Below are 22,760 nucleotides of genomic sequence, written 5' to 3'. Positions count from 1 at the left end.
AGATAAAACTTAATTGTAAGGAGCTGATAAAATTGAACTCACGACAAAAATGGAACCAGAAGTACGAAAGCCGTCTCCATGATATGGGTTTACCTGTACCCAATCCAAGATTACAACAGCAGTCACAGTATTTCACAGGTGGTTCGGCTCTCGACCTTGCTTGTGGCCTTGGGGCAAACAGTATATACCTTGCCCAGCAAAACTATGAAGTTAAAGCAATTGACGTTTCGGATGTCGCCATTGAACATCTAAAACAACAGTCGATACATAAGAGCCTGAACATTCATCCATCAGTAAAGGATCTAACCGATAAGAGTTTTTTTCATAATAAAGAGAAGGTATTTGATTTCGTCGTCATCACGTATTACCTTGACCGATCCATTTTTTCTATGATCCCATCCATCATAAAAGACAATGGCTACTTTTTCATGGAGACCTTCTTTCATTCACCTTTAAACCAACAGAACGTAGCAGCTCAATACAAACTACACCCCGGTGAGTTACTCTCAACCTTTTCAAATACAAACTGGCATGTCTTATTTTATGAGGAAAATGAACATGAGGGTCGTCAAACCATTTTGGCACGAAAAAAACACTCATCATTCTAACCATGTGTTGCTTATCACTTTAATTAGGAGCTACCATGGTTACACACCATCTAATAACTAATACGGCTTGTCCATATCGAATGGTTTATGAAATAGACCATTTGACATAGGTTTAATGGGTGTTCATCTGATGAGGAAACGTTCTTTTTTCAGCTACCACAACCATTTTACTTATACTTCTTCTTAGAAATAAGCAGGAGAGGCGGTTTTAAGAGGGGTTATGTATGTGTATCTGTTCACAAACGATTTCAAAAAGAAACGAAGACGTGATCTTGTTTCTTTTTTTGAGGTTAACTAGCGGCTTGTGGGATTTTCGTCATATTGTCTTTAGTTGCACTTGTTTCAATTTTCTTTGTAAATGATAAAGCATCTTCCATCGTAGGGAAAAATGCCGATATAAAGTATGGATGTTGACAATTAAATCGACCACAGGTTTTGGCAGGGTAGACTAACACTCTCCACTGATAAAAATTACAGTTTTGTGAGATTTCTCTACCTTCTAAGGCAATAAGCCAATGTGTACAGTCGTCAAGCAATTCCTGCTTCGCTAACTTTTCTAAAGCTAAGATCCTGTCATTTTCACCGATAGGTACCAGTGGCTTTTGGTAAAACTCACCAAAGTTAGGAATGAAGTTCATACACATTTCTCCTTTTTCTATTTAATAGGCTCTTTTCTCAAAGATTGTTGCTCCTTGCTTTTGGACCGTAAGCCAAGCGAATGCTTGGCTCTTCACGCATAGCGTGAAGCTTTTGAAAAGAAAATTGCCGTTCAGACAAATGAATTTGTCGTGAAAAGGGAAATTTTCTTTTCAAAAATCGGTCCAAAAGCAACAAAGTTTACGAAAACAGCCATTTAATAAGACCAAGACTTAGCTATAAAGTGAAAACGTTTTCAATGCTGTGTTCCATGCAATTGGAAATCGAATTATTGTATTATATGTTCGTTTTCGGAAAAAGATTTTTATTTTGAGAAAATTCTTTCAATTTTTTATCGTTAAATTTTTAATTAGCAGCTTTTAGTAAGTTTTGACTTACAAGACAAGCGTCCATTACGATCTAGGTCACTTATTCAAAAATATAATGTCACTTTAGGAGGGATTTAGACCAGCATGTCGAATGATAGTAAGATAATTTTATAACCAAACAAGGAGGTCTTATGAATCAAACCGATATTTTAGTGACAATGACTGAGCTGCAAAATCCATTTTTAAATTTCTTTGCACTTATCTTAACGTTTCTAGGAAATGAAGAATTTTATATGATCATTTTACCGCTCGTTTACTGGTGCATTTCTAAAACTGCAGGTTTTCGATTATTCTATATCTTTTTAGTGTCGATTTACATCAACGCTTTTTTCAAAATTCATTTTGCTGTAAAAAGACCTATTGATATCGAGGGTGTAAATTCTATTTTTTTAGAATCGGCAGAAGTAGGGAGTCATTATCCGTATGATTCGTTTCCGAGCGGACATGCTCAAGGATCAGCTACATTATTTGGGTATTTAGCTTATATGATTAATAAACGTTCGTTTTGGATTTTTGCAATCATAATCGTATTCTTGATTTCTTTATCTCGACTCTATTCGGGTTTACATTGGCCAACAGACGTCATGGTTGGCGTTTCACTGGCAGTAGTAGTCTTAATCATTGCTATTGCCATTGAGAAACGGGTTTCTAAGTTATCAACGAACATCAAATGGATCTTAGCGATTGTCTTCCCGATCTTTCTAATGCTCATTTTCCCAGAAGAAGAGGGTATTAAATACGCTGGCTTTTTATTAGGAGCAGGTGTCGGTTACTTACTAGAAGCTCAAACTAATCAAATGGTTATTGCTAAAGAAATTTGGAAAAAAGCAACTGCTTTTATAATCGGTATCGTTGGTCTCGTTGCCATTCAATCAGGGTTAAAAGTTATCTTCCCAGATGCAATCCTTTTTGATTTTATACGGTATGCTTTCGTCGGATTATGGGGATTATACATCGCTCCACTAGTCTTTGTTTTACTAAAGCTATACCAATCCGAACGTTCTGTTCCTGCACCGAAGGATTCAACGATTTCTGGATAAAGGTGAAAAGGCTGACTTTACAAGGTCGGCCTTTTTTCGTTCTTTTATCATTGCTTGTAGAGCTAGTTGGTGTAGAATTCGAGGTTAATTGAATTGTATATGTAAACTAAATGAATGAAATCTGAGAAGTATAATCTACTTTGTAACTCCATTGTTTCGAGATTTACACAACAGGCATAATTAAAGAAGGGGAGTCATTTTTGGGGGAATTAACTTCAGTTGATACTTCATAAGCTTCCATTTCTTCTGGTGGAAACGGTTGAAGAATTTCATCTAAAACATCTTGGTCTTCAATCTGCTTATGTAACCAAACCTTTTCCGTTTCTTTTGTTAGAATGACAGGCATTCGATCATGAATATCCTTCATAAACCAATTAGGGCTCGTTGTAACGATCGTACACGAATAAATGACATTCCCATCTGGGGAATTCCATCGTTCCCATAATCCGGCCATGGCGAATACCTGTTCACGTTTTAGCTTAATTCTTACTGGTACTTTTTTCTTCTCAACTTTTTTCCACTCATAAAAGCTATCTGCAATGACTAGACACCTACGCTTTTTGTAGGCATGTTTAAAGCTTGCTTTTTCCGCTAACGTTTCGGCTCTCGCATTAATTAGTTTATAGCCGATTTTCGGGTCTTTTGCCCAAGAAGGGATGAGGCCCCAGCGCAGAAAACCAGCTCGGTTGGCTTCACCATCATTGATTACAGTTAATATAGGTTGACTAGGTGCGATGTTGTACCTTGCTGAATATTGATCATCGAAATCGTTTATAATTTCAAATCGTTCTTTAAGTAAAGAAGGATCCGCAGCTAGTGTAAATCGTCCACACATCTTGTTCACCTCACATTTTTTACTATCATTATAGGCAAGTTACGTATCTTCCATAAAGGATTTTATCATCATCTACAAAAACTAAAAAAACGACTGGCTCATTTAAATGCACCAGTCGTTTTTGAGATAAGTAAAGAAAACAGAACAAACATAATATGTATCCCACTTTGCCGTACCTCGTGATGTCTTAAAAACCTACTCTCGTAGGTGGGTGTCCTCTCCAAATCCGTCAACTTCCCCTAGCTTGCAGGGCTTGTTGTTAGATGTGGAATGTTGAACTCCCTAAAAAACAGTATCGGTTTAAGACATTAAGAAGTACTAACATCGTAGGGTGACGTTATGTAAAAGGAGGAATGGTAAGAAATACGATCCATCCCTTTCAAGGTAACGCACGTATGGTATGCGTCATGGCAAGAGTTTTAAAGTGAGACGTGATGTTGTTCACCACGTGCTCGGGTTTGTTGTACTCATAATATATCACGGGCAAACCGCTTCATCAATGGTAAGTAAAGGCGGCATAACCAACAGAAAATATGTTGACGAACTTAGGCTGTGCAGCACAATAAATGTAAAGGTTAAGCTATGGTAAATGGTCATATTTTACTTGGTAACTTAGCCAACAGAACTAATTTCTTAAGAAGCTGAGGTCTCCACTTTTCGGTATTATTGTTTATGTTTTGATACCAAAAAGGCTTGCGTTTTTATTCCTTATCTCGTTGAGAGGGCGGGTTATTGTATATCACTTGAGTAAAGAGAATAACTTTCTACATTCTCAATCCACATTTGAGCATTTCTACCGTACCGGTCAGCGATCCATAAATCACCGCTATTATCTGTTAGATCTGTTTTTCTTATCCAAGTAATTTTTTCAATAGAAGGGAAAGACGTGGGATCATAATCGCCATAACCTTCAGGAGGAGCCGTAATTTTTTTCTGACCGTGTCCACTTATATCTAAATGATACAGCGCAGGTTTCGGGCGTTTTTGAGACTCATTGGACCATTCACTTTCTTTTACTCTTGATACAATGAGAGAGTGATCGTCTACCCACGTAAACCCGAGCTCTGCATAGTTAGGTGGAGTTAGACTGGCTGTAGTTGAAGAAGGGAGTTCTTTTACTTTTAAATCTTTATCCTTGAAACCAAAGACAATTCTCCCCCCGCCCGCAATAAAGCCTAGTCTGTTTTTCTTCACAGCCCATTTAGGGTTGTCTAAATGAAGAATGATCTCATCAATGACCTCAAGAGATTTTCCGTCATTAGATAAGACACATAGCATATTGCTATCCATTGCCATAGATGCGGTAGGTGAGACAATAAAGGAAATCCATTTCTGATCTGGAGAATACGAAAAATCGGTAGCATGTATCGAATTAACGGAAACGTCACCTTTTTTCAATTCAGTTGGAATGATAAACAATTCTTTCGCATTGGCGGTCAAGTTTTTTATATTTTGATAACCTTCTTCAATAGAAATGTTATAAAGGATCGGATTTGTCCAACCTGTTGGTCGCAGTACTGCACGAGAAGAGGCAATAAATCCTTTACCATCTGGTTGCCATTCATAATCACATATACCTAAGGCAATGTTATAGAAGGTTTTTAAATCAGATATGTTAAGTACGCTTTGGCTTCTAAAGGCTATGATATTTTCAACAGGTGACCACTTAGCATCAGAGCCATCATAAAAAATTTTGGTATGTTGGTTTGTGTGTGTGTCGTAAACCCAAATTTCATTTTGCGAGCCATTTTCTCCTTTTTTCTGATAAAGTAGCTTACTACCGTCAAAAGACCAGGATGGTGAGGAAGTGTAGGTAGCTCGTTCAGCTGTAATTTTTTCTTCTTTCTGATTGATGTTCGTCCATAAATAACCGTCACGTACAAATGCCGCTTTTAGTTCGGTTGAATCCATTTCCGCGTGAATAGATGTTGATAGTAATAGACATAGGATGATTAGCGCTTGAAGAATTTTCATAAAATGTCACCTCAAGCATAGTATCTTCATTACTTGATAGGAGTATGAACTTATAAAATAGTGAGGAATCGGGTCAACAAAAAAGGAAGGTGATCAAAAGAAAAAAGATGACGATTACCGTCATCTTTGATTATGAGGAGCGAACTAATTCTTGTTCCGTTCCGGTTTCGGTTATTTTTTTACCTGCTTTGTAGCGATGTAGGGCTATCTTGAGAAGACTGGCAATGATGTATTCATAAGCTTCGACTTCTTTTCGAGTTTTTGCTTGTTTGACTTTCTTTTTCATTTCTTTTAATTTTTCTTTTTCCGATTCTTTTAAATAAAGGGCAGGAGTAAATTTGTTCATACGATCATCTCCTTTACATTAGTAGTCGTTATATCCATGTATTCGTAATTAATCTTCTTCATCGTAAGTAAAGTTTCCGAGTTTAGCGTTTAAATATTGTTCTAACTCTTCTTCAGAAACTTCGAATTCTTCATCGATCCCCATATTAGCAGCTTTATTAGCAGCTTCCATGGAGTTTTTCAATGCTTCATTCTCCAATTTGCCTTCTGCTAACTGATGACTAATAAGAAAGCTCATTCCGTTAAGACCGGCAAGTACACTTAAGGCGGCAATTTCTGAAAAACTACCATTAGGGTTTAATAGATTAACAGCGACAAACCCCGCAACAGCGCCGATTAATATAAACGTAAAGAATACCTTCTTTTTAAAATTATAACTGAACTTGAATTCTGCCCAAAGGATGGTAATAAGTCCTCCGACGGTTCCTCCGATGATAGGTATGATAATTTGTAAAAAAGCTTGTTCCCAGGACATCCAAGTATCTCCTTATTTTTCCTCCATTATAACATAAAGAACGAGAGGGGATAACCCACTCGCTCTACTTTGATTGTTTATAACGCTGTAATGACCTTTCAAGAATTAAGCAAATACTCATTTCGTAAGCCTGAACCTCATCGACAGATTTCGCTTTGTTGATCTTTTCTTTAATCACTTTTATCCGAAGTTTTTCTTTACTCGTAAGGTATTTAGCGGGCTTCATTTTTCTCACCTAACTTCTTTTAGTATCAGTATAGGAAGGCCAATTCATCTCCATACATCTATATTCACTAGGGTAGAAAAATGAACTATTTTACTGCAAAAAGGAGATAGCGTATTGTGAGCTGAACAGATTCAATTTTGGTAGTGAATAACGTTAATAGCATAGTCATGATGAACTAACGAGTGTAATTTCAAATGGAAACCTATTTCCATGAGTGTGGATTAAACAATCTATCTTTTGAACCGGAAATACAATCAATCATTAGAGGGGGGTTACACTTCTCTTATGAACTGTTTTTTCTAATTTCTCAATTCTTAAGACATCTCCAAAATGCTTTTCTAAAAATAATGATGAGGACCATTTTTCGTTTTCGTATGTAAAGCTAGCTTTTCTAGCTTTCGGTGCAGATACTGCTCATCTAACGACAAAAATGTCTTTTCGTTCATGCCCTCAATAATGTATTCAGAGAACGATTTTATTTCTTCTTTTACATCACTATCATTGTGTGAGGCGACAACATTTAAAGCTTCTATTATTGCTGATAATACAGACACATCATCGTTTGCATAATGGCGAATTTGATAGAAAGAATGATAAAGATAATCTCGAAAGTGCTTCTGCTTCAACATTAATCGAAGGGCTCGTTTATCATCATTGTAGAAGGCACGCTCTACATTTTTTTGACCGAGTACAGTTAACACTTTCCCAAGTTCATTAATGCAGGATACTGCTGTATTCGGATCGTTAATACCAGGCGATAAAGCCTTCAAACAAATCTCTACCAATTTAGTTAAACCAAAATCAATATCTTGTACGGTAACTCGTTCATGTCCAATAAGAAAGTAAGGTAAATAAGAATTAGGATCTACTTTCTTGGCGAGTGGCCATATATGGAGGCAAGGGGTAAATGTATCAACGTAGTCACCTAGTTGAAACTTCAGCTCAATGATTACATCGTCTTGTTTCGCTTGTTCAATTAAAGCTTCAAGCTCAATCAATTGTAAATAGCCAGGGGTTTTTATATATACGAACAAAGGTTCTGTTCTTTTGATTTCGGCACTTTCCCAATCATCCCACGGCGCATCATGATAAGAATTCTCTTTATTTTGATAATTTTTTTGTATCGCTTCAATGGTGTTACGTGATATTTGGTGGATTAAGTTGCTCACTTGAATCCAAAGAGACACATGATGAATAAAAAAAACAAAAAATCCGACACAAATGATTGCATATATAACAGCCACCGTTGGAGAGAAAAACAGCGATACACCATCTCGTTCTCGTAATAACAATAAAGTCACGATGGAAAAAATAAAGCCGCTAATAAAAACTCCTAATATTCGCTGAGTATGATGGTCATTCACAAAATTCTGCAGTGTTCGCGGCGAAAACTGTGATAAATAAGTCGTTAGAACGACCATAATAGTCGAAAAAGAAATGGTCGTCATCGTTAATAAAGAAGCAGAGATTGCACCTAATAATGTTTGCGCTAATGCTAAATCAGTGAAAAAAGCAGACGGAAGGACAGCCCCTAAACGTGTGGAATAAAAAATATAATAGTCCAACTGCACAAACAAAACAGCAAGTGCGATAGCAATTAAGCTATAAAAGCTCGGTAAAAACAGAAAGCTTGATCTTAGTTGTAGTAATCTAGTCTGGAGTCGGCTCATCATTTCACCTCGCCTGCAGCATGTATTTCTATCGCAATAAATAGTGCCATTCATGCTGTATTATTTCTTTTTAGTTAAAAATTATGAAAAAACGGCAGGAATTTTGTAGATTTTGCTGAATGTATGAGAGACGAAGAGAAATCGTATGATAAAAGGGAATAAATAAGGAGTGATTTAAAATGACAGTCGAAAATCCAAGTCGTACTGAAATAGGAGAAATATTGAAACGCAGTAAACGTATTGCTGTTGTTGGACTATCAACCAATCCAGAAAGAACGTCTTATATGGTTTCAGAAGCTATGCAAAACGCAGGTTTTGAAATTATTCCGGTCAACCCAGCTGCGGTTGGAGAAGAAATTCTTGGTGTAAAAGCGGTTGGATCGCTAAAAGATATCGATGGTCATGTCGATATTGTAAATGTATTTAGAAGAAGTGAGCATTTGTTGGAAGTGGCAAAAGAAGCCGTTGATATTAAACCTGACGTCTACTGGGCCCAACTCGGACTTCAAAGCGAAGAAGCTTTTAATTATCTACAGGAACATGGCGTAACGACAATTATGGATCGATGCATTAAAGTTGAACATGCGTTAACCAAATAGTTACGTAAAGTCCTTAACTGAAGCTAAGAGTTAAGGACTTTTTTATCCTTAGGTGCTTAGAACGCTCCACGGCTTCGGTGAGAGGTACGACCGATCATTTGAAATGTAAAATTTATGTGTTTTTTTAGTATTGAAGTGATTAGGATGAACGATTAAACGAACATTACTACTTACTTTAAGATTTTAACAGAGCCATCAATTAACACTTCACGGTAAACGTGCATAGGAATAGGTATTTCATTAGTAAGTATTGGGGTTTTATTAAACATACTCCACTTTATCATCCGAATTAGGTTTAAATGTATGGATACTTATTTTATTAGGCGATCTAAAGTTTCGTAACACAGTCAGGACAAAAGTCATATAAATTTCGTTTGAAAAGCAGGAAATCGATAGTTGTGTACAAAATATACAAAGAAACAGATGTTCTTTTGTGATATATTGTTTAAGGATAAATTAGATTTTTTCCTAGTTTTAGGTTATAGTTCTATTCTAGAGAAAAGAAAAATGAATATGAGCGTGGGAAAGGAGCTTTCAATTTGGCGACAAAACAGAAATTAGAATACAATGATGATGCCATACAGGTACTCGAAGGCTTAGAAGCCGTACGTAAACGGCCTGGAATGTACATTGGAAGTACAGACAGTCGCGGTTTACACCATTTAGTTTATGAGATTGTAGACAACGCTGTAGACGAAGCGTTAGCTGGCTACGGTGATTATATAAAAGTTACGATACATAAGGACAATTCGATCAGTGTCATTGATGATGGCCGGGGAATGCCTACGGGAATGCACAAACTAGGCAAACCAACACCCGAAGTTATTCTTACTGTATTACATGCTGGAGGAAAGTTCGGTCAAGGTGGCTACGCAACGAGTGGGGGACTACATGGAGTTGGTGCTTCGGTTGTTAATGCTTTATCGGAGTGGCTCGTCGTTGAAATTAAACGCGACGGAAAAGTCTATCGTCAACGCTTTGAGCACGGAGGAAAACCTGTTACGACGTTAGAACAAGTCGGTACAACAAAGAAAACAGGAACGAAAATTCATTTCAAACCAGACTCAACGATCTTCAGTATTATGACTTATAATTTTGAAACGCTTACTGAACGATTAAGAGAGGCAGCCTTCTTGCTCAAAGGGCTGAAAATAGAATTAGTTGATGAACGTAAGGATAAAGAAGCAAGTGAAGTTTTTCAATATGAGAGCGGCATCGAGGCTTTTGTAGAATATTTAAATGAAGATAAAGAAACATTGATGCCAGTTATCTTTTTTAACGGTGAACAAAATGGAATTGACATCGAGTTTGCCTTCCAATTTAATGATGCGTATACCGAAAACGTGCTTTCTTTCGTTAATAACGTACGTACAAAAGATGGTGGCACACATGAAGCCGGTGCAAAAACAGCGATAACACGTGCGTTTAACGAGTATGCACGTAAAACGAAACTGTTAAAAGAACGAGATAAAAATTTAGACGGGTCGGATATTCGTGAAGGTTTTACTGCGATTATTTCGGTACGAGTACCCGAAGAGAAGCTACAGTTTGAAGGGCAAACAAAAGGGAAGTTAGGAACTACTGATGCTAGGTCAGCTGTTGATGCGATCGTATCTGATAAACTCGCTTACTTCTTTGAAGAAAATCCAGACCTAAGTACAATGCTTATTAAAAAAGCAATTAAAGCTGCTCAAGCACGTGAAGCTGCACGGAAAGCACGTGAAGAAGCACGAAGCGGTAAAAAGAGTAAGAAAAGAGACGTTCTTTTAAGTGGAAAACTAACTCCAGCGCAATCCAAGAACCCGAGCCGTAATGAACTTTACCTGGTAGAGGGTGACTCTGCTGGTGGTTCTGCAAAGCAAGGTCGTGATCGTAAATTCCAAGCGATCTTACCGTTACGAGGAAAAGTTATTAATACAGAAAAAGCAAAATTAGATGACATTATGAAAAACGAAGAAATCCGCACGATCATCCACGCTATAGGTGCTGGGGTTGGTGCAGATTTTTCTATTGAAGATATAAACTACGATAAAGTCGTTATCATGACCGATGCCGATACAGATGGTGCACACATTCAAGTTTTACTACTTACATTCTTCTATCGCTACATGAAGCCGCTTATAGAATCCGGTAAAGTTTACATTGCACTTCCACCACTTTACAAAGTAAGTAAAGGTACAGGTAAAAAAGAAGTTTTAGAATATGCATGGGATGAAGACGAACTAAAGCAAGCGATAAAAAAAATCGGTAAAGGTTATACGATTCAACGTTATAAAGGTCTCGGGGAGATGAACGCTACTCAATTATGGGAAACGACGATGGACCCTGAAACCAGAACGCTAATTCGTGTGAAAATTGATGATATTGCTCGTGCTGAAAAACGTGTATCAACATTGATGGGAGATAAAGTTGAACCACGCCGTAAATGGATTGAGTCTCACGTTGCATTTGGGCTAGAAGAGGAAACAAACATCTTAGAAAACGAAAATATCATGGTAACGAAGGAGGATTAACTTGGCACAGACAGAGCGCTACTTAGACCTACCACTAGAAGAAGTCATTGGCGACCGCTTTGGTCGCTATAGTAAATACATTATCCAAGATCGTGCGCTGCCAGATGTACGTGATGGCTTAAAGCCTGTACAACGCCGAATTTTATATGCGATGTACCGTGAAGGAAACTTAGCTGATAAGCCGTTCCGAAAAGCCGCTAAAACGGTCGGTAACGTAATCGGTAACTACCATCCGCACGGAGATACATCAGTGTATGATGCGATGATTCGTATGAGTCAAGATTGGAAGCTTCGTAACCTTCTTGTTGAGATGCACGGAAACAACGGATCAATTGATGGAGATCCACCAGCAGCAATGCGTTATACAGAGGCGCGGTTGTCATCGATTGCCTCTGAACTTTTACGAGACATCGATAAAGAAACGGTTGACTTCATTCATAATTTCGATGACACGCAAGAAGAGCCCGTTGTTTTACCCTCGATGTTTCCCAACTTACTGGTCAATGGGTCCACAGGAATTTCTGCAGGGTACGCTACGGACATACCACCACATCACTTAGGTGAAGTCATTGATGGTGCGATTCACTTAATGGAGAACCCGTTAGCAAGCTTAGAAGATATTATGGGATTTGTAAAAGGACCTGATTTTCCAACTGGAGGTATCGCTCAAGGGTTAGATGGAATTAAACAAGCATATCAAACAGGAAAAGGAAAAGTTGTTTTACGAGCTAAAACAGAAATCGAAGAGCTTAAAGGCGGTCGTCAACAAATTGTTATTACTGAAATTCCATATGAAATTATTAAAGCGAACCTCGTAAAGAAAATGGATGAGCTTCGTTTTGATAAAAAAGTCGACGGAATCGCTGAAGTACGTGATGAAACAGATAGAACGGGTCTTCGAATCGTCGTAGAGTTGAAAAAAGATGCGAGCTCTGAAGCAATTTTAAACTACTTATTTAAAAATACTGATTTACAAATCACATACAGTTTTAACATGGTTGCCATTCATAACAAGCGCCCTCAATTACTCGGCTTAAGAGAAATGCTCCAAGCTTATGTGGGGCACCAAAAAGAAGTTATTACACGACGATCAGAATATGAGCTGCGTAAAGCAAAAGAACGTGCCCATATTGTTGAAGGACTTATTAAAGCGATCTCAATCTTAGATGAAGTAATCGCGTCAATCCGATCATCAAAAGATAAACGTGACGCTAAAGATAACCTTATTGCACGGTTTGAATTTACTGAACCACAAGCCGAAGCAATTGTCACGTTACAGTTATATCGTTTAACAAACACCGATATTACAACACTGCAAAAAGAGGCCGATGAATTAGTTAAGCTCATTAACCGTTTAGAAGCAATCCTTAATAGCGAAAGAAAATTAATCAGTGTCATCAAAAAAGATTTACTTCAAATTAAGGAAAAATTCGCAGATGAGCGCAGAACGGTCATTAAAAAAGATATTGAAGAAATTAAAATTGACCTGGAAGTTCTTGTTCCAGCTGAAGATGTAATGGTTACCGTAACGAAGGAAGGGTATGTAAAACGGACGAGTCTTCGTTCTTACGCAGCATCAAATAGTGAACCGCCAGGAATGAAGGAAGAAGATTATGTTATTGGTCATTACCATACGAATACTGTAGATACACTGCTTATTTTCACAAAGCTAGGAAACTATTTGTATTTACCAGTTCACCAACTTCCAGACATTCGCTGGAAAGACAACGGCCAGCATGTTGCAAACCTCGTTTCAGGGTTAGATCGTGAAGATGAAATCCTTCATTCAATGATCATTAAAGAATTTAGTGAAGAAGAATATTTAGTGTTTTTTACAAAACATGGAATGATTAAACGAAGTCAGTTGTCTCTTTATAAGGCACAACGATTTACAAAACCACTCGTTGCTGTAAAACTAAAAGATGAAGACGAAGTCGTTAATGTTCAATTAACCAATGGGGCAACAGAAGTATTTATTGGAACCAACCAAGGTTACGGCTTATGGTTTGGTGAAGATGAAGTCAATATCGTTGGTCAGCGGGCCGCTGGAGTTAAAGGAATTAATTTGAAGACAGATGACTATGTTGTGAATGGTCATACGTTTACGCCAGAAGAAAATGTTTATTTCTTTGTTGCTACGCAACGAGGTGCTGCTAAAAAGGTATCAATTAAAGAATTTGATAAATCAACAAGAGCAAAACGCGGTCTCGTGATGTTACGCGAATTGAAAAAAGAACCACATCGAATTGTAGGAATTGAAAAAGTAACAAGTAATGAACAAATCATCTTGATGACAAAAAGAAATGCAAAAGCATTTGTGGAAGTCGCTCATTTACGACCAAATGATAGGTATAGTAACGGATCATTTGTCATAGACAGTGCCACAGATGGGGAAGTCAATCGCATAGTTCAAATTGTTAGTACTGAACCAAAAAATGATGAGTAATTGTACTCATCATTTTTTTATTAGGCTCTTTTCTAAAAGAATGTTGCGTTTAGCTATTGGACCGTAACCAAGCGAAAGTTTGGTTCTTCACGCTTTAGCGTGAAGCTTTCCAATAACAACAAAGTATACAAGTAAAGCCTTTTATTATTTTTTAACTATATATATAAAAACAAAATTCGTGTATGTAGGGAAGAGGACTACATAAAACATAGAATAAATGCAAACATCAGCAACAAAGGACAAAATGGTTGTGTAGATTGTTGACAAATAAAGTCACATAATATCATTACCATAATTATATTATGTAAACTAACAAACAAGTCACTAGATACAGCAACATCTTTATGATAGAGTAATAGTATAGTTAGGTTTTATTACAAAGTGTCACTAAAAAATAATAGATGAAGGTGATAAATATGATGAAACAAGAGCTATCTAATTTCTTTATTCAGAAAATTGAAACGGCAAAAGTGCAATTCGAACGAACAATTGATTGTAAGCATACAGAATTTGACGATCTATACCCATACATGAGTGAACAACCGCAATTCTTTTGGTATAAACGATACGTAGCTTGGCAAGAATTATTAACAGTTGTTAAATTAGCTCAAGAATTAGATCTAGACTGGAGCCCATCATTTACAGAAAAACAAGCTAAATATGTACAATCAAAGGTTTTGGATGCAAAAGTTTTAGATTACTGGTATGAAGAAGTAAATTCTGAAGAAGAAACACAAAATAAACAATAACCACAATTAACGGCAAATAAATATTGTTTGATACTTATCCAGTACAGAAACTATTCTGAACTGGATATTTTTATGGATTGAATTTAATGATCTATATAAATGATCGTACTTAATGAAACGCGTATCAACACAAAATTTTTTCAATTTCGTCTCACTATTTTAAGTTTACTCAGGTTTTGAGACATAGTATCTTTTTAATTTACAACTTCCAATAATATATATTATGTAAACTAGTAAAAAGTGAAAAATTAAAACTCACATCCACTTCTGTGAGTTTTATAAGGAATAATTAATTTTTCTTAATTCGATTTATAATCTCGAAGTTTTTATGATTTAATAAGTACTTTAAGTATGACATTTGTTCTTTACAGTGTTGAGACATATTTATTCGTTTATAAGTTAAGTATTCACCAATCTCAACCTTATATATTAGTTTTGACAAAGTAATTAAATGATCTTTACCTTTTACCCATACACGGTAAATAGGATTACCAGTTTTAGTCTGATTTACAATAATCATCGAATTTAATTCCCACGTTTGAAAAATAAAATGTAATTGTTCAGCAAATGATTTACTAGCTGACGTAACATTCATCGTATACCCCTCATGATCAACCCATCCATCACCATCAATAACCCCTCTTACAAACGAAGGCAAAAATTCTGCTGGTACATCTGGGAATTGGACAGTTAATGATTTATTATACATATCAATTATTATATCATCTGTTATCCCAGGTTTTCTCGGCATTTTTCTCGCTCCACTTTTTTTTCATTTACAATTTTTATTTCAAGGAAATCTAATGTAACTACCTTTATTATCATTATACGAACATATGTTTTTCGTTAACAAGTTCCGGCGTGTGGTTCTTTTGTTAAGAGTTTTTAAATAATGTAGAAATTATTAATAGCCAATGCGTTTTACTTTTTAATGTTGCTTAGTGACTTTTTTGTACGAAAATAAACACCCACACTCTATTTCTTTAAGAATGAGTGTGGGTGTTTATAAGGTCTTGCTTTTAATGTTTTTCGTCATGTCTGCTTTATCTTATGGAGTCCGTTACCGATAGCTATACAGTTTGAAAAGATTAAAGAATGGAAGCTTAAAATATAAGCAACGTCCTTTCGTTCTAGGTTGTTCAGTCATTTCAACATCTTCCATTAATGCCTTCATTGACAGCTTAAAGTCTTTTGGCGACATCATAATTTCTCCCTCCTTTCTTTTATAATAAAAAATAGGACTTACATCAATACTATATATGTATTTTACATGTAGGTGCAATAATTATGACTTGTTTTATTAAAAAAATTGATTATATTTTAAATTATGTGAAAATATAATGATAATTGCTTATTATGCTGCCTTCAGAACATATAAAGTGGCGTAACCTTAAAGGATTACGCCTAATCTTATAAAATGAGCATTATTTCATGATATCTTTTTTTGGCCTACCTATTTTAGCTTCTCTTACAAACTATCGCCAAAATCTGCTCTAAACTTTGCTGCTAGTCTTTCAGGCCAATTCGATTCAGCTTCTAATCTTCCAAAGAAGAAGCGTAATACTATGCTTCTTCAACATACGTTAAACCACCATTGAAGATAAGCTTCTTTTTAGTTTGTACAACTCCTCCACCACGAGCGCACCCGAGTTTACGTGCAGAGAAATAAATAATCTCTCATATCAGAATGAGTAATTATTCTATATGGAGAGAACCTAAAAGTTACTACGTCACCAGTAATGTGAATATAACATTTTACGCAGTTAATCCGTGAAAGTAAAAGTACTTTTTATAGGAGGGGCTACATGAAAAGTTTCCTGCTGAATGAAAAGAAAAAACTGCATTTTTGGATACAGGCATTAGTTGTTGCAAATGGTTTGTCAATTATAGTTGGGTTTATCTATATACTAACAAACGTTTCTCATGGACTTTGGAACATTTTTGGAATTTTTTTGTTTTTAACCTTAATAAGTAATGTCATTATAACAATAGTAGACTATCCTAGTAGAAGTTTAGATTACCTTTATTTATGTGTGACCATCCTAACAGTGCCCATTGTTCCAATTATGAACAAATATGTATCTGAGCAAGTGACACATGCGAGTTCACGGAGTGTTATTTCTTTGATTTTGATTTTTTTATTGTTTATTTTAGGTGGAGTACTTGCGAGTAATAAGCTTTATCACCTAAAAAACCATCATTTTTACTCAAAACCATATTTAAATAAAAATAAGACCAGTGGTCCGAATAAGATCATTAAAAGAAGCCTCGTGTTCTTATTAAGTACCATTCTTGCTCTCGGGATTTATGTTTCTTATGAACTACTCATTGGTAGAGGTGCTAATTTTGTAGAGGTCGCTGTTCCACAGCTATCTTTATTTTTTAGTATCATCTTCTTGACAGTTGCCGTATTCCTTTTAAAAATAACAAATTTGAGGTTATATCCTAGGAGGTTTATTCTACTCCTTGGTATAACGCTTGCTACGATCTTTACTCTACCGGTAATCATGACACCATTCACCATTAGTGAAACCAATCTGAATTATATTCAAGCTTTTCGTTCAGACCCGAAACAGATCGTACCAACAGCTGAAGAGATGCATTTTATGCAGACTCCCTTCTCTTTACCGGATTATTTTTATGGAACAAAATCAGGTAATTACCGTGTGAAAGAAAATATACTTTATTATGAAGGGACAGAAGGTGTTGATAAAGGCATTAAGCTACATTTTGACGTCTATAGGCCTCCAGCTAATGAAAAGGGTCTTCCGGGTCATCATTCAGTATTGATACGAATTCATGGTGGCGGCTGGACGTCAGGAGATAAAGGGTCATTAAATAACGCTCAATTGAATAAACACTTTGCCAGCCAAGGTTACGTTGTGTTTGATGTCCAACACGGTCTCAGTGATGGAGAACGAGTCTTTAAATTTCTCAAAGTCCCTGAAAATATTGTCGGTAATTTTTCAACAGATGATATGGTCCGTCACATTGGAATATTCACAGACTATTTGGCAGATCACTACAAGGAATACGGGGCCAATTTAGACTCTGTTTTTGTGTCTGGTAACTCTTCTGGAGGACATTTAGCAAATGCTGTTGGTCTGGCAAATACACGATATGATTACTTAAACCCTAAACTAAAAATCAAAGGCGTTATACCTGTTTATCCGGCGAACGGGTTAGCTTCTATAGTAGGTATAGATGGTTCTGACGACATTATGGATCCTTCTCTTTTAGTAGCAAAGGATAGCCCGCCTGTCTTAATTTGTCAGGGAACCCACGATGGAATTGTTGATCAAACGATTGCTATTCAAATGGATAAGACCTACAAAAAAATAGGAAATGAAAAATCAGCTTTAATTCTTCTTCCTTATGCTGGTCATGCTAGCAATTCCTATTATTCAGGTAACTTCAATCAATTGTTTATCTATTATATGGAACGGTTTATGTATCAATTTAAATAATGAAATGAACGAAGAGCCATTTTAGATAATAAGCCCATTCCGCATCGCCACAGCCACAGTCTCCGTTCGGTGTTTTGTACCGAGCTTTCGGCTTGCAGATGTTAAGTAATCACGTACGGTAAACTCACTTAGCCCCATAAAATCTGCCATTTCTTTTAGACTGTAACCGTATGATAATTTTTGCAGTACTTCTTTTTCGCGTTTACTTAGTTTCTGTCTCGCACTCGAGTGTGGGAATAGCCATTGAGCTGAAATTTGAAAGTATTGATAAAGTGCTTCAATTACATCTTTTGTTACTTCCTGCTCTTCAATATACCGGTCAATCAACGCTGTTCCAATTACCGTTCCGCTATAACATATCGGTATGATGACGAGTGAAGTTAATTGGAATTGTTCTATGTATTGGATGGGCCAATTTCGTGGTTCGATGATTGTTTGATGTGGTCTTTTTTGCGATAAAGCATAATAAATGGGTGGAAAGTCACGAACATCTTCTTTTATCATATTTAATGGTTCGATAATATCCTCTTCAATAAGGATGATCCCTTCTCCAAGATAATTTAAAGGGGAGTATGTATAGATTGTCCCCCTTTTAAACGGAAAGAAAATTGTACAACCTCGCATAATCCATTCAACCCTTTTCAATGGATCCTCTATCGTTTGTAAACGATGAATGTAATCAAACATTCTTGCATTTAACATTCGACAATATTCACCCCTCTATTTTCAGTACTGTTACAAGAAGTCTTTTGTATATAAAATTAATTTAAGTAAGCGCTTACTTATCAGAATTTTTAGACTTAATAACTTCATTATAATCTGTCACACGGTGGTTTTAAAGTATTTTTGTTTCGTTTCAATGAAAAAGGAGGCTTTCTTTATGACGGTAAATCTTGAGGTATTGAACTTTCCATTATTTATTAATGGACAATGGGTCCCTTCTCTTACAGGAGAAACGTTTGATGTAAAAAACCCGGCAACTGGAGAGGTCGTTGCAAAAGTGGCGAAAGGTAATGAGGCCGATGTGAACGCAGCTGTACAAGCTGCTAAAGTAGCTTTTGAAAATGAAGACTGGGCGTATATGAAGCCAAAGGACCGCGCGCAAATTTTAAATACAATTGCACACTTAATTACGCAAAATGCAGAAGAATTAGCGTACTTAGAAGTCATTAGTTCAGGCGCTACCGTACGCCGCGTATCGAGCAATGATATTTTACAGATGGCAGACTTATTTCAAACGATGGCGAAATTTGTGGTAGAGTATCCGTTTTCCGAAACATTACCTGTTCCTCCTTTCCCTGGTCCAGCACATAACTTCGTCTGGCGTGAACCGATTGGTGTGTGTGCAGCAATTACTCCTTGGAACATGCCGATGTTAATTGCAACTTGGAAAATTGCTCCGGCTCTTGCGACTGGAAACACGATTGTGATTAAGCCAGCATCTTATACCCCGTTAACAACTTTGAAGCTAGCAGAAATTATTTCTCAAGTCGTACCTCCAGGTGTAATTAATGTCGTTACTGGCTCAGGAAAAGAAGTAGGTGAACCACTAGCAATCCACCCGGATGTCGATAAAATTGCTTTTACAGGCTCAACAGAAGTCGGGAGAAATATTATGAGTCTCGCTTCCCATACCATCAAAAATACGACATTAGAATTAGGCGGTAAATCTCCTAATATTTTATTAGATGATGCGAATTTAGAACTAGCTCTACCTGGAAGTTTATTTGGGGTCTTCCTCCACTCTGGTCAATTATGTGAGTCTGGTACGAGATTATTTGTTCCAGACGAGTTGCACGAGGAGGTTGTCGAGGGCTTAGTTGCGCTGACGAAGAAACTGAAGCTTGGTCATCCATTAGAGGAAACAACTGACGTCGGTCCGGTTATTTCCAGTCAGCAGCGGGATACCGTTTTATCTTATATTGAGTCGGGATTAAGCGAAGGTGCGACACTCGTTTGTGGCGGAAAAGAAGTGACTCTTGAAGGTTGCGAAGGCGGACATTTTATAGAACCAACTATTTTTACGAATGTAACGAATGATATGAAAATTGCCCAAGAAGAGATTTTTGGCCCAGTACTTAGCGTGATCCGCTATTCTGATGTGGATGATGTTATTAGACAAGCGAATGATACGATCTACGGATTAGCTGCTGGTGTTTGGACGGAAGATGTTAATAAGGCCTATAAAACAGCTAGACAATTACGAGCTGGTGTCGTTTGGATCAATGACTGGCATATGTTACGAAATGATGCCCCGTTTGGAGGATATAAGCAAAGCGGAATTGGTCGTGAAATGGGGAAACAATCTCTAGATGCTTATACTCAATTAAAACATGTCCATACTTCCATGGTGTCTGATTTAAAAAATAGACCTTGGTACCAAATCTTATTCTCTGACACGAATTCAAACTAAAATCATGTGTTCTAAAATGAAATCAATATAACGGGGTGATCTTTTGTTAACGACAACTTTATCTCAATTTATGTTACGTACAGGTATATATAGTGGATCAAATACGCGTGCTCTCGTTCCTGATCTGTTCAGAGGGCTGGGTGCAAAACGTGTCGTTTTATTTAGTGATCGAGGATTGGAGCAAGCCGGGGTTGTTGAAAAAGTAGCACAAATTTTTGAATTAACTCCACATGGGACAGGTCCAGAACTTGCTGGAATTTATTTAGATATTGCTCAAGATGCAGAAAGTTCTTCTGTCAATGCTGCGACACGTTATGCTAGAGAAGTTGGTGCAGATGCGCTGTTAGCGGTCGGTGGCGGCAGTGTGCTAGATACGGTTAAGGCTGTTAAGTACTCTCTTCATAAAGGGCTGACGAATATAAATGAAGCCATTCCTGGAGGGTTTTTATACGAATCTTTTCCACAAGCCAATTATATTTCGATCCCGCATATTTCAATTCCTACGACTGCTGGAACAGGTTCGGAAGTATCTCCTATCGCCGTTGTTTATAATGAAGAAATTAAAATGAAAACGAATATGATTAATCCATTTATTGCGGCAGATATGGCTATTTTAGATCCCGATTTAACAGTCGGCTTACCACCGTTTATAACGGCATTTACTGGTTTTGATGCGCTAACACATGCTGTTGAAGCACTCGCCTCTCCTACATCAACTGGACTAACAGATGCTTATGCGCTTCATGCCATTCGTTTAATTGAAAAAAACTTACCGATTGCTGTTGAAAACGGTGCAGATAAAACAGCACGCATGGAAATGTTACAAGCAAGTTTAATGGGAATTACAGCCTTCAGCTTTGCATTAAATGCGATTCCAGTTCACAATTTTGCCCATGCCTATGGAGCGCTTTTCCGTATCCCGCATGGCTTAGCCAATGCTGTCTTCTTACCAGTTGTCATGGAATCGGTTCCTGATCTTTACCTGCCAAAAGTAAAAGAACTGGCAGAAGCATTAAGTGTAGACACAGTAAGTGGTGATGACCCGCAATTACTTTTGACTCAAATTGTGGACAAAATCAAAGGACTCCAGCAAAAAACTGGACTGCCAGAAAACTTTGACGCTTATAATATTTCCGAGAGTGATCTTGAGCAGACGATAACTGCAGTATCAATGGATCCGGCTGCACTTAACTTTCCTATGCCTCCTGAACTGATTCGAGCGATTGGAGAGAAAGTAGTGCCACTGCAAATTAAAAATTAAATTACAGTATAATTCGGATTGTAAAAGGCATGAAGAACTGTTCTTCGTGCCTTTAGCAATCTATTATATTTTTAAATAGTAGCTCTTTAAACCTCTTTGCATCTACCTCTTCACAGATTGTCACATTAGCGTGTTTTTCTAGCAAATGATGTTGATCGATAATAACTTGTCCATACGTTTGTTCACTTTTCGTTTCGACATACGCATACGCCTCGTATTTTTTTAAAATGATTTTGTCTGAGATCGCGACGGCCATTGCCGTTGGATCGGGGAGGTCAAATCCTCGCTTACCAAAACGTTTCTCGTCAAATGCCTCAACGGATTGATTACACCGTACACAAAAATCAGCAATCGGTGAATTCTGTTGCTGTAAGTATTCGATGTCTTCTTTGGAAAGAAACGTCTTTCCTAAGCAAACATCCCAACCAACCATCGTTATGGGCATTCCGGACTGCAAGACAATACTAGCTGCTTCTGCATCGACGTACATGTTAAATTCAGCAACAGGAGTAATATTTCCAGGACCAAGCCCAGCTCCTCCCATAATGACTACTTTTTTAACCATTTCTGCTATTCTCGGTTCTTTTAAATAAGCTAGTGCCAAATTCATTAGGGGACCCAATGTGACTACTTCTATTTCTCCAGGGTTACTCGTAATAAGGTGAATGATCGCATCAACAGCATGTTCTTGATCTTCTGTTACCTTTGGTTCAGGAAGATGCATATTTCCCATGCCGTCTTTTCCGTGGACAAACTCTGACGTAAACAACTCTCTCATAAATGGCTTTCCTACTCCCTTATATACAGGAGGAATATACGTATTCGCTCTTTCAACAGAAATACGGGCATTTTTTGAAGCTAAATCAACTGTAACATTGCCTGCAACGACCGTTATCGCTTCTACTTTAATACTTGGTTCTCGAAGGGCCATAATAATGGCAACGACATCATCTGAAGCTGTATCCGTGTCAATGATTACTCTCCTCACCTTGATCTTCTCCTTTTCCGCTATGTATGTTTAGTTTGACCAAGATGGACATTTTCATGAGAAGTGCTTGTTCCTTAGGTAAACTACAAACCATTTCTATTAAAATTCCTTGTTCGTCTATACCGG

20 protein-coding genes and 1 other RNA gene are annotated in these 22,760 nt (G+C 37.1%); 9 read left to right on the top strand and 12 right to left on the bottom strand.

What is annotated here, in order from left to right; all coding sequences use genetic code 11:
* The first annotated feature begins 32 nt into the window (after window positions 1-32).
* The gene (locus ACNSTQ_RS15400; RefSeq protein ID WP_418200705.1) at window positions 33-608 is read left to right on the top strand and encodes a class I SAM-dependent methyltransferase; all 576 of its coding nucleotides are present in this window, start codon (window positions 33-35) and stop codon (window positions 606-608) included.
* 290 nt (window positions 609-898) lie between these two features.
* On the opposite strand, the gene ACNSTQ_RS15395 is transcribed toward ACNSTQ_RS15400, so the two are convergent.
* The gene (locus ACNSTQ_RS15395; protein ID WP_418200704.1) at window positions 899-1,246 is read right to left on the bottom strand and encodes a hypothetical protein; all 348 of its coding nucleotides are present in this window, start codon (window positions 1,244-1,246) and stop codon (window positions 899-901) included.
* Window positions 1,247-1,764: 518 nt separating this feature from the next.
* On the opposite strand from ACNSTQ_RS15395, the gene ACNSTQ_RS15390 reads away from it, so the two are divergent.
* On the top strand, window positions 1,765-2,673 hold the full coding sequence (locus tag ACNSTQ_RS15390) for a phosphatase PAP2 family protein (protein WP_418200703.1): 909 nt from the start codon (window positions 1,765-1,767) through the stop codon (window positions 2,671-2,673).
* Between the two features lie 163 nt (window positions 2,674-2,836).
* Here the strand turns inward: ACNSTQ_RS15390 and ACNSTQ_RS15385 are convergent, their stop codons facing one another.
* The 7 genes from ACNSTQ_RS15385 to ACNSTQ_RS15355 form a co-directional block, all read right to left on the bottom strand.
* Window positions 2,837-3,508: an SOS response-associated peptidase gene (locus ACNSTQ_RS15385; RefSeq protein WP_418200702.1), complete on the bottom strand. Its 672-nt coding sequence runs from the start codon at window positions 3,506-3,508 to the stop codon at window positions 2,837-2,839.
* Between the two features lie 155 nt (window positions 3,509-3,663).
* A non-coding RNA gene (gene ssrS, locus ACNSTQ_RS15380) (6S RNA) lies at window positions 3,664-3,844 on the bottom strand.
* A 393-nt stretch (window positions 3,845-4,237) separates the two neighbouring features.
* Window positions 4,238-5,482 (bottom strand): TolB family protein, encoded by a 1,245-nt coding sequence (locus ACNSTQ_RS15375; RefSeq protein WP_418200701.1) that lies wholly within the window; start codon window positions 5,480-5,482, stop codon window positions 4,238-4,240.
* A 130-nt stretch (window positions 5,483-5,612) separates the two neighbouring features.
* A complete protein-coding gene (locus tag ACNSTQ_RS15370; RefSeq protein ID WP_418200700.1) occupies window positions 5,613-5,828 on the bottom strand; it encodes a hypothetical protein in 216 nt (71 codons plus the stop codon).
* Between the two features lie 48 nt (window positions 5,829-5,876).
* A complete protein-coding gene (locus ACNSTQ_RS15365; RefSeq protein WP_418200699.1) occupies window positions 5,877-6,302 on the bottom strand; it encodes a hypothetical protein in 426 nt (141 codons plus the stop codon).
* Between the two features lie 64 nt (window positions 6,303-6,366).
* Window positions 6,367-6,528, bottom strand: coding sequence for a hypothetical protein (locus tag ACNSTQ_RS15360; RefSeq protein ID WP_418200698.1), 162 nt, complete (start codon window positions 6,526-6,528; stop codon window positions 6,367-6,369).
* 338 nt (window positions 6,529-6,866) lie between these two features.
* Window positions 6,867-8,198 (bottom strand): DUF2254 domain-containing protein, encoded by a 1,332-nt coding sequence (locus ACNSTQ_RS15355; RefSeq protein ID WP_418200697.1) that lies wholly within the window; start codon window positions 8,196-8,198, stop codon window positions 6,867-6,869.
* A gap of 179 nt (window positions 8,199-8,377) precedes the next feature.
* Between ACNSTQ_RS15355 and ACNSTQ_RS15350 the strand changes: the two genes are divergently transcribed.
* The 4 genes from ACNSTQ_RS15350 (at window position 8,378) to ACNSTQ_RS15335 (ending at window position 14,505) form a co-directional block, all read left to right on the top strand.
* A complete protein-coding gene (locus tag ACNSTQ_RS15350) occupies window positions 8,378-8,797 on the top strand; it encodes a CoA-binding protein (protein WP_418200696.1) in 420 nt (139 codons plus the stop codon).
* A gap of 539 nt (window positions 8,798-9,336) precedes the next feature.
* Window positions 9,337-11,310 (top strand): DNA topoisomerase IV subunit B, encoded by a 1,974-nt coding sequence (parE, locus tag ACNSTQ_RS15345; RefSeq protein ID WP_418200695.1) that lies wholly within the window; start codon window positions 9,337-9,339, stop codon window positions 11,308-11,310.
* Window position 11,311: 1 nt separating this feature from the next.
* Window positions 11,312-13,756, top strand: coding sequence for a DNA topoisomerase IV subunit A (gene parC / locus ACNSTQ_RS15340; RefSeq protein WP_418200694.1), 2,445 nt, complete (start codon window positions 11,312-11,314; stop codon window positions 13,754-13,756).
* 416 nt (window positions 13,757-14,172) lie between these two features.
* Window positions 14,173-14,505, top strand: coding sequence for a hypothetical protein (locus ACNSTQ_RS15335; RefSeq protein ID WP_418200693.1), 333 nt, complete (start codon window positions 14,173-14,175; stop codon window positions 14,503-14,505).
* A 289-nt stretch (window positions 14,506-14,794) separates the two neighbouring features.
* Here ACNSTQ_RS15335 and ACNSTQ_RS15330 read toward each other — a convergent pair whose 3' ends face one another.
* Both ACNSTQ_RS15330 and ACNSTQ_RS15325 read right to left on the bottom strand, forming a co-directional pair.
* The gene (locus ACNSTQ_RS15330) at window positions 14,795-15,256 is read right to left on the bottom strand and encodes an LAGLIDADG family homing endonuclease (RefSeq protein WP_418200692.1); all 462 of its coding nucleotides are present in this window, start codon (window positions 15,254-15,256) and stop codon (window positions 14,795-14,797) included.
* Window positions 15,257-15,565: 309 nt separating this feature from the next.
* On the bottom strand, window positions 15,566-15,709 hold the full coding sequence (locus tag ACNSTQ_RS15325; protein WP_418200691.1) for a hypothetical protein: 144 nt from the start codon (window positions 15,707-15,709) through the stop codon (window positions 15,566-15,568).
* A gap of 601 nt (window positions 15,710-16,310) precedes the next feature.
* Between ACNSTQ_RS15325 and ACNSTQ_RS15320 the strand changes: the two genes are divergently transcribed.
* A complete protein-coding gene (locus ACNSTQ_RS15320) occupies window positions 16,311-17,972 on the top strand; it encodes an alpha/beta hydrolase (protein WP_418200690.1) in 1,662 nt (553 codons plus the stop codon).
* 21 nt (window positions 17,973-17,993) lie between these two features.
* Here ACNSTQ_RS15320 and ACNSTQ_RS15315 read toward each other — a convergent pair whose 3' ends face one another.
* On the bottom strand, window positions 17,994-18,674 hold the full coding sequence (locus ACNSTQ_RS15315) for a response regulator transcription factor (RefSeq protein WP_418200689.1): 681 nt from the start codon (window positions 18,672-18,674) through the stop codon (window positions 17,994-17,996).
* A 178-nt stretch (window positions 18,675-18,852) separates the two neighbouring features.
* Between ACNSTQ_RS15315 and ACNSTQ_RS15310 the strand changes: the two genes are divergently transcribed.
* Both ACNSTQ_RS15310 and ACNSTQ_RS15305 read left to right on the top strand, forming a co-directional pair.
* Entirely contained in the window at window positions 18,853-20,385 is a 1,533-nt protein-coding gene (locus ACNSTQ_RS15310; protein ID WP_418200688.1) for an aldehyde dehydrogenase family protein, read from the top strand.
* 43 nt (window positions 20,386-20,428) lie between these two features.
* Window positions 20,429-21,646: an iron-containing alcohol dehydrogenase gene (locus ACNSTQ_RS15305; RefSeq protein ID WP_418200687.1), complete on the top strand. Its 1,218-nt coding sequence runs from the start codon at window positions 20,429-20,431 to the stop codon at window positions 21,644-21,646.
* Between the two features lie 52 nt (window positions 21,647-21,698).
* On the opposite strand, the gene ACNSTQ_RS15300 is transcribed toward ACNSTQ_RS15305, so the two are convergent.
* On the bottom strand, window positions 21,699-22,634 hold the full coding sequence (locus ACNSTQ_RS15300; protein ID WP_418200686.1) for a nucleoside hydrolase: 936 nt from the start codon (window positions 22,632-22,634) through the stop codon (window positions 21,699-21,701).
* Between the last annotated feature and the right edge of the window lie 126 nt (window positions 22,635-22,760).

This window comes from Alkalihalobacterium sp. APHAB7, assembly GCF_048323755.1.
Lineage (GTDB): Bacteria > Bacillota > Bacilli > Bacillales > Bacillaceae_F > Alkalihalobacterium.
This window is presented reverse-complemented; position numbering and strand designations above follow the sequence as displayed.

Coding starts and splice junctions, on each gene's coding strand:
- ACNSTQ_RS15395 (WP_418200704.1), bottom strand. CDS start 1,246: ATGAACTTCATTCCTAACTTTGGTGAGTTTTACCAAAAGCCACTGGTA.
- ACNSTQ_RS15390 (WP_418200703.1), top strand. CDS start 1,765: ATGAATCAAACCGATATTTTAGTGACAATGACTGAGCTGCAAAATCCA.
- ACNSTQ_RS15385 (WP_418200702.1), bottom strand. CDS start 3,508: ATGTGTGGACGATTTACACTAGCTGCGGATCCTTCTTTACTTAAAGAA.
- ACNSTQ_RS15375 (WP_418200701.1), bottom strand. CDS start 5,482: ATGAAAATTCTTCAAGCGCTAATCATCCTATGTCTATTACTATCAACA.
- ACNSTQ_RS15370 (WP_418200700.1), bottom strand. CDS start 5,828: ATGAACAAATTTACTCCTGCCCTTTATTTAAAAGAATCGGAAAAAGAA.
- ACNSTQ_RS15365 (WP_418200699.1), bottom strand. CDS start 6,302: ATGTCCTGGGAACAAGCTTTTTTACAAATTATCATACCTATCATCGGA.
- ACNSTQ_RS15360 (WP_418200698.1), bottom strand. CDS start 6,528: ATGAAGCCCGCTAAATACCTTACGAGTAAAGAAAAACTTCGGATAAAA.
- ACNSTQ_RS15355 (WP_418200697.1), bottom strand. CDS start 8,198: ATGAGCCGACTCCAGACTAGATTACTACAACTAAGATCAAGCTTTCTG.
- ACNSTQ_RS15350 (WP_418200696.1), top strand. CDS start 8,378: ATGACAGTCGAAAATCCAAGTCGTACTGAAATAGGAGAAATATTGAAA.
- ACNSTQ_RS15335 (WP_418200693.1), top strand. CDS start 14,173: ATGATGAAACAAGAGCTATCTAATTTCTTTATTCAGAAAATTGAAACG.
- ACNSTQ_RS15330 (WP_418200692.1), bottom strand. CDS start 15,256: ATGCCGAGAAAACCTGGGATAACAGATGATATAATAATTGATATGTAT.
- ACNSTQ_RS15325 (WP_418200691.1), bottom strand. CDS start 15,709: ATGATGTCGCCAAAAGACTTTAAGCTGTCAATGAAGGCATTAATGGAA.
- ACNSTQ_RS15320 (WP_418200690.1), top strand. CDS start 16,311: ATGAAAAGTTTCCTGCTGAATGAAAAGAAAAAACTGCATTTTTGGATA.
- ACNSTQ_RS15315 (WP_418200689.1), bottom strand. CDS start 18,674: ATGTTAAATGCAAGAATGTTTGATTACATTCATCGTTTACAAACGATA.
- ACNSTQ_RS15310 (WP_418200688.1), top strand. CDS start 18,853: ATGACGGTAAATCTTGAGGTATTGAACTTTCCATTATTTATTAATGGA.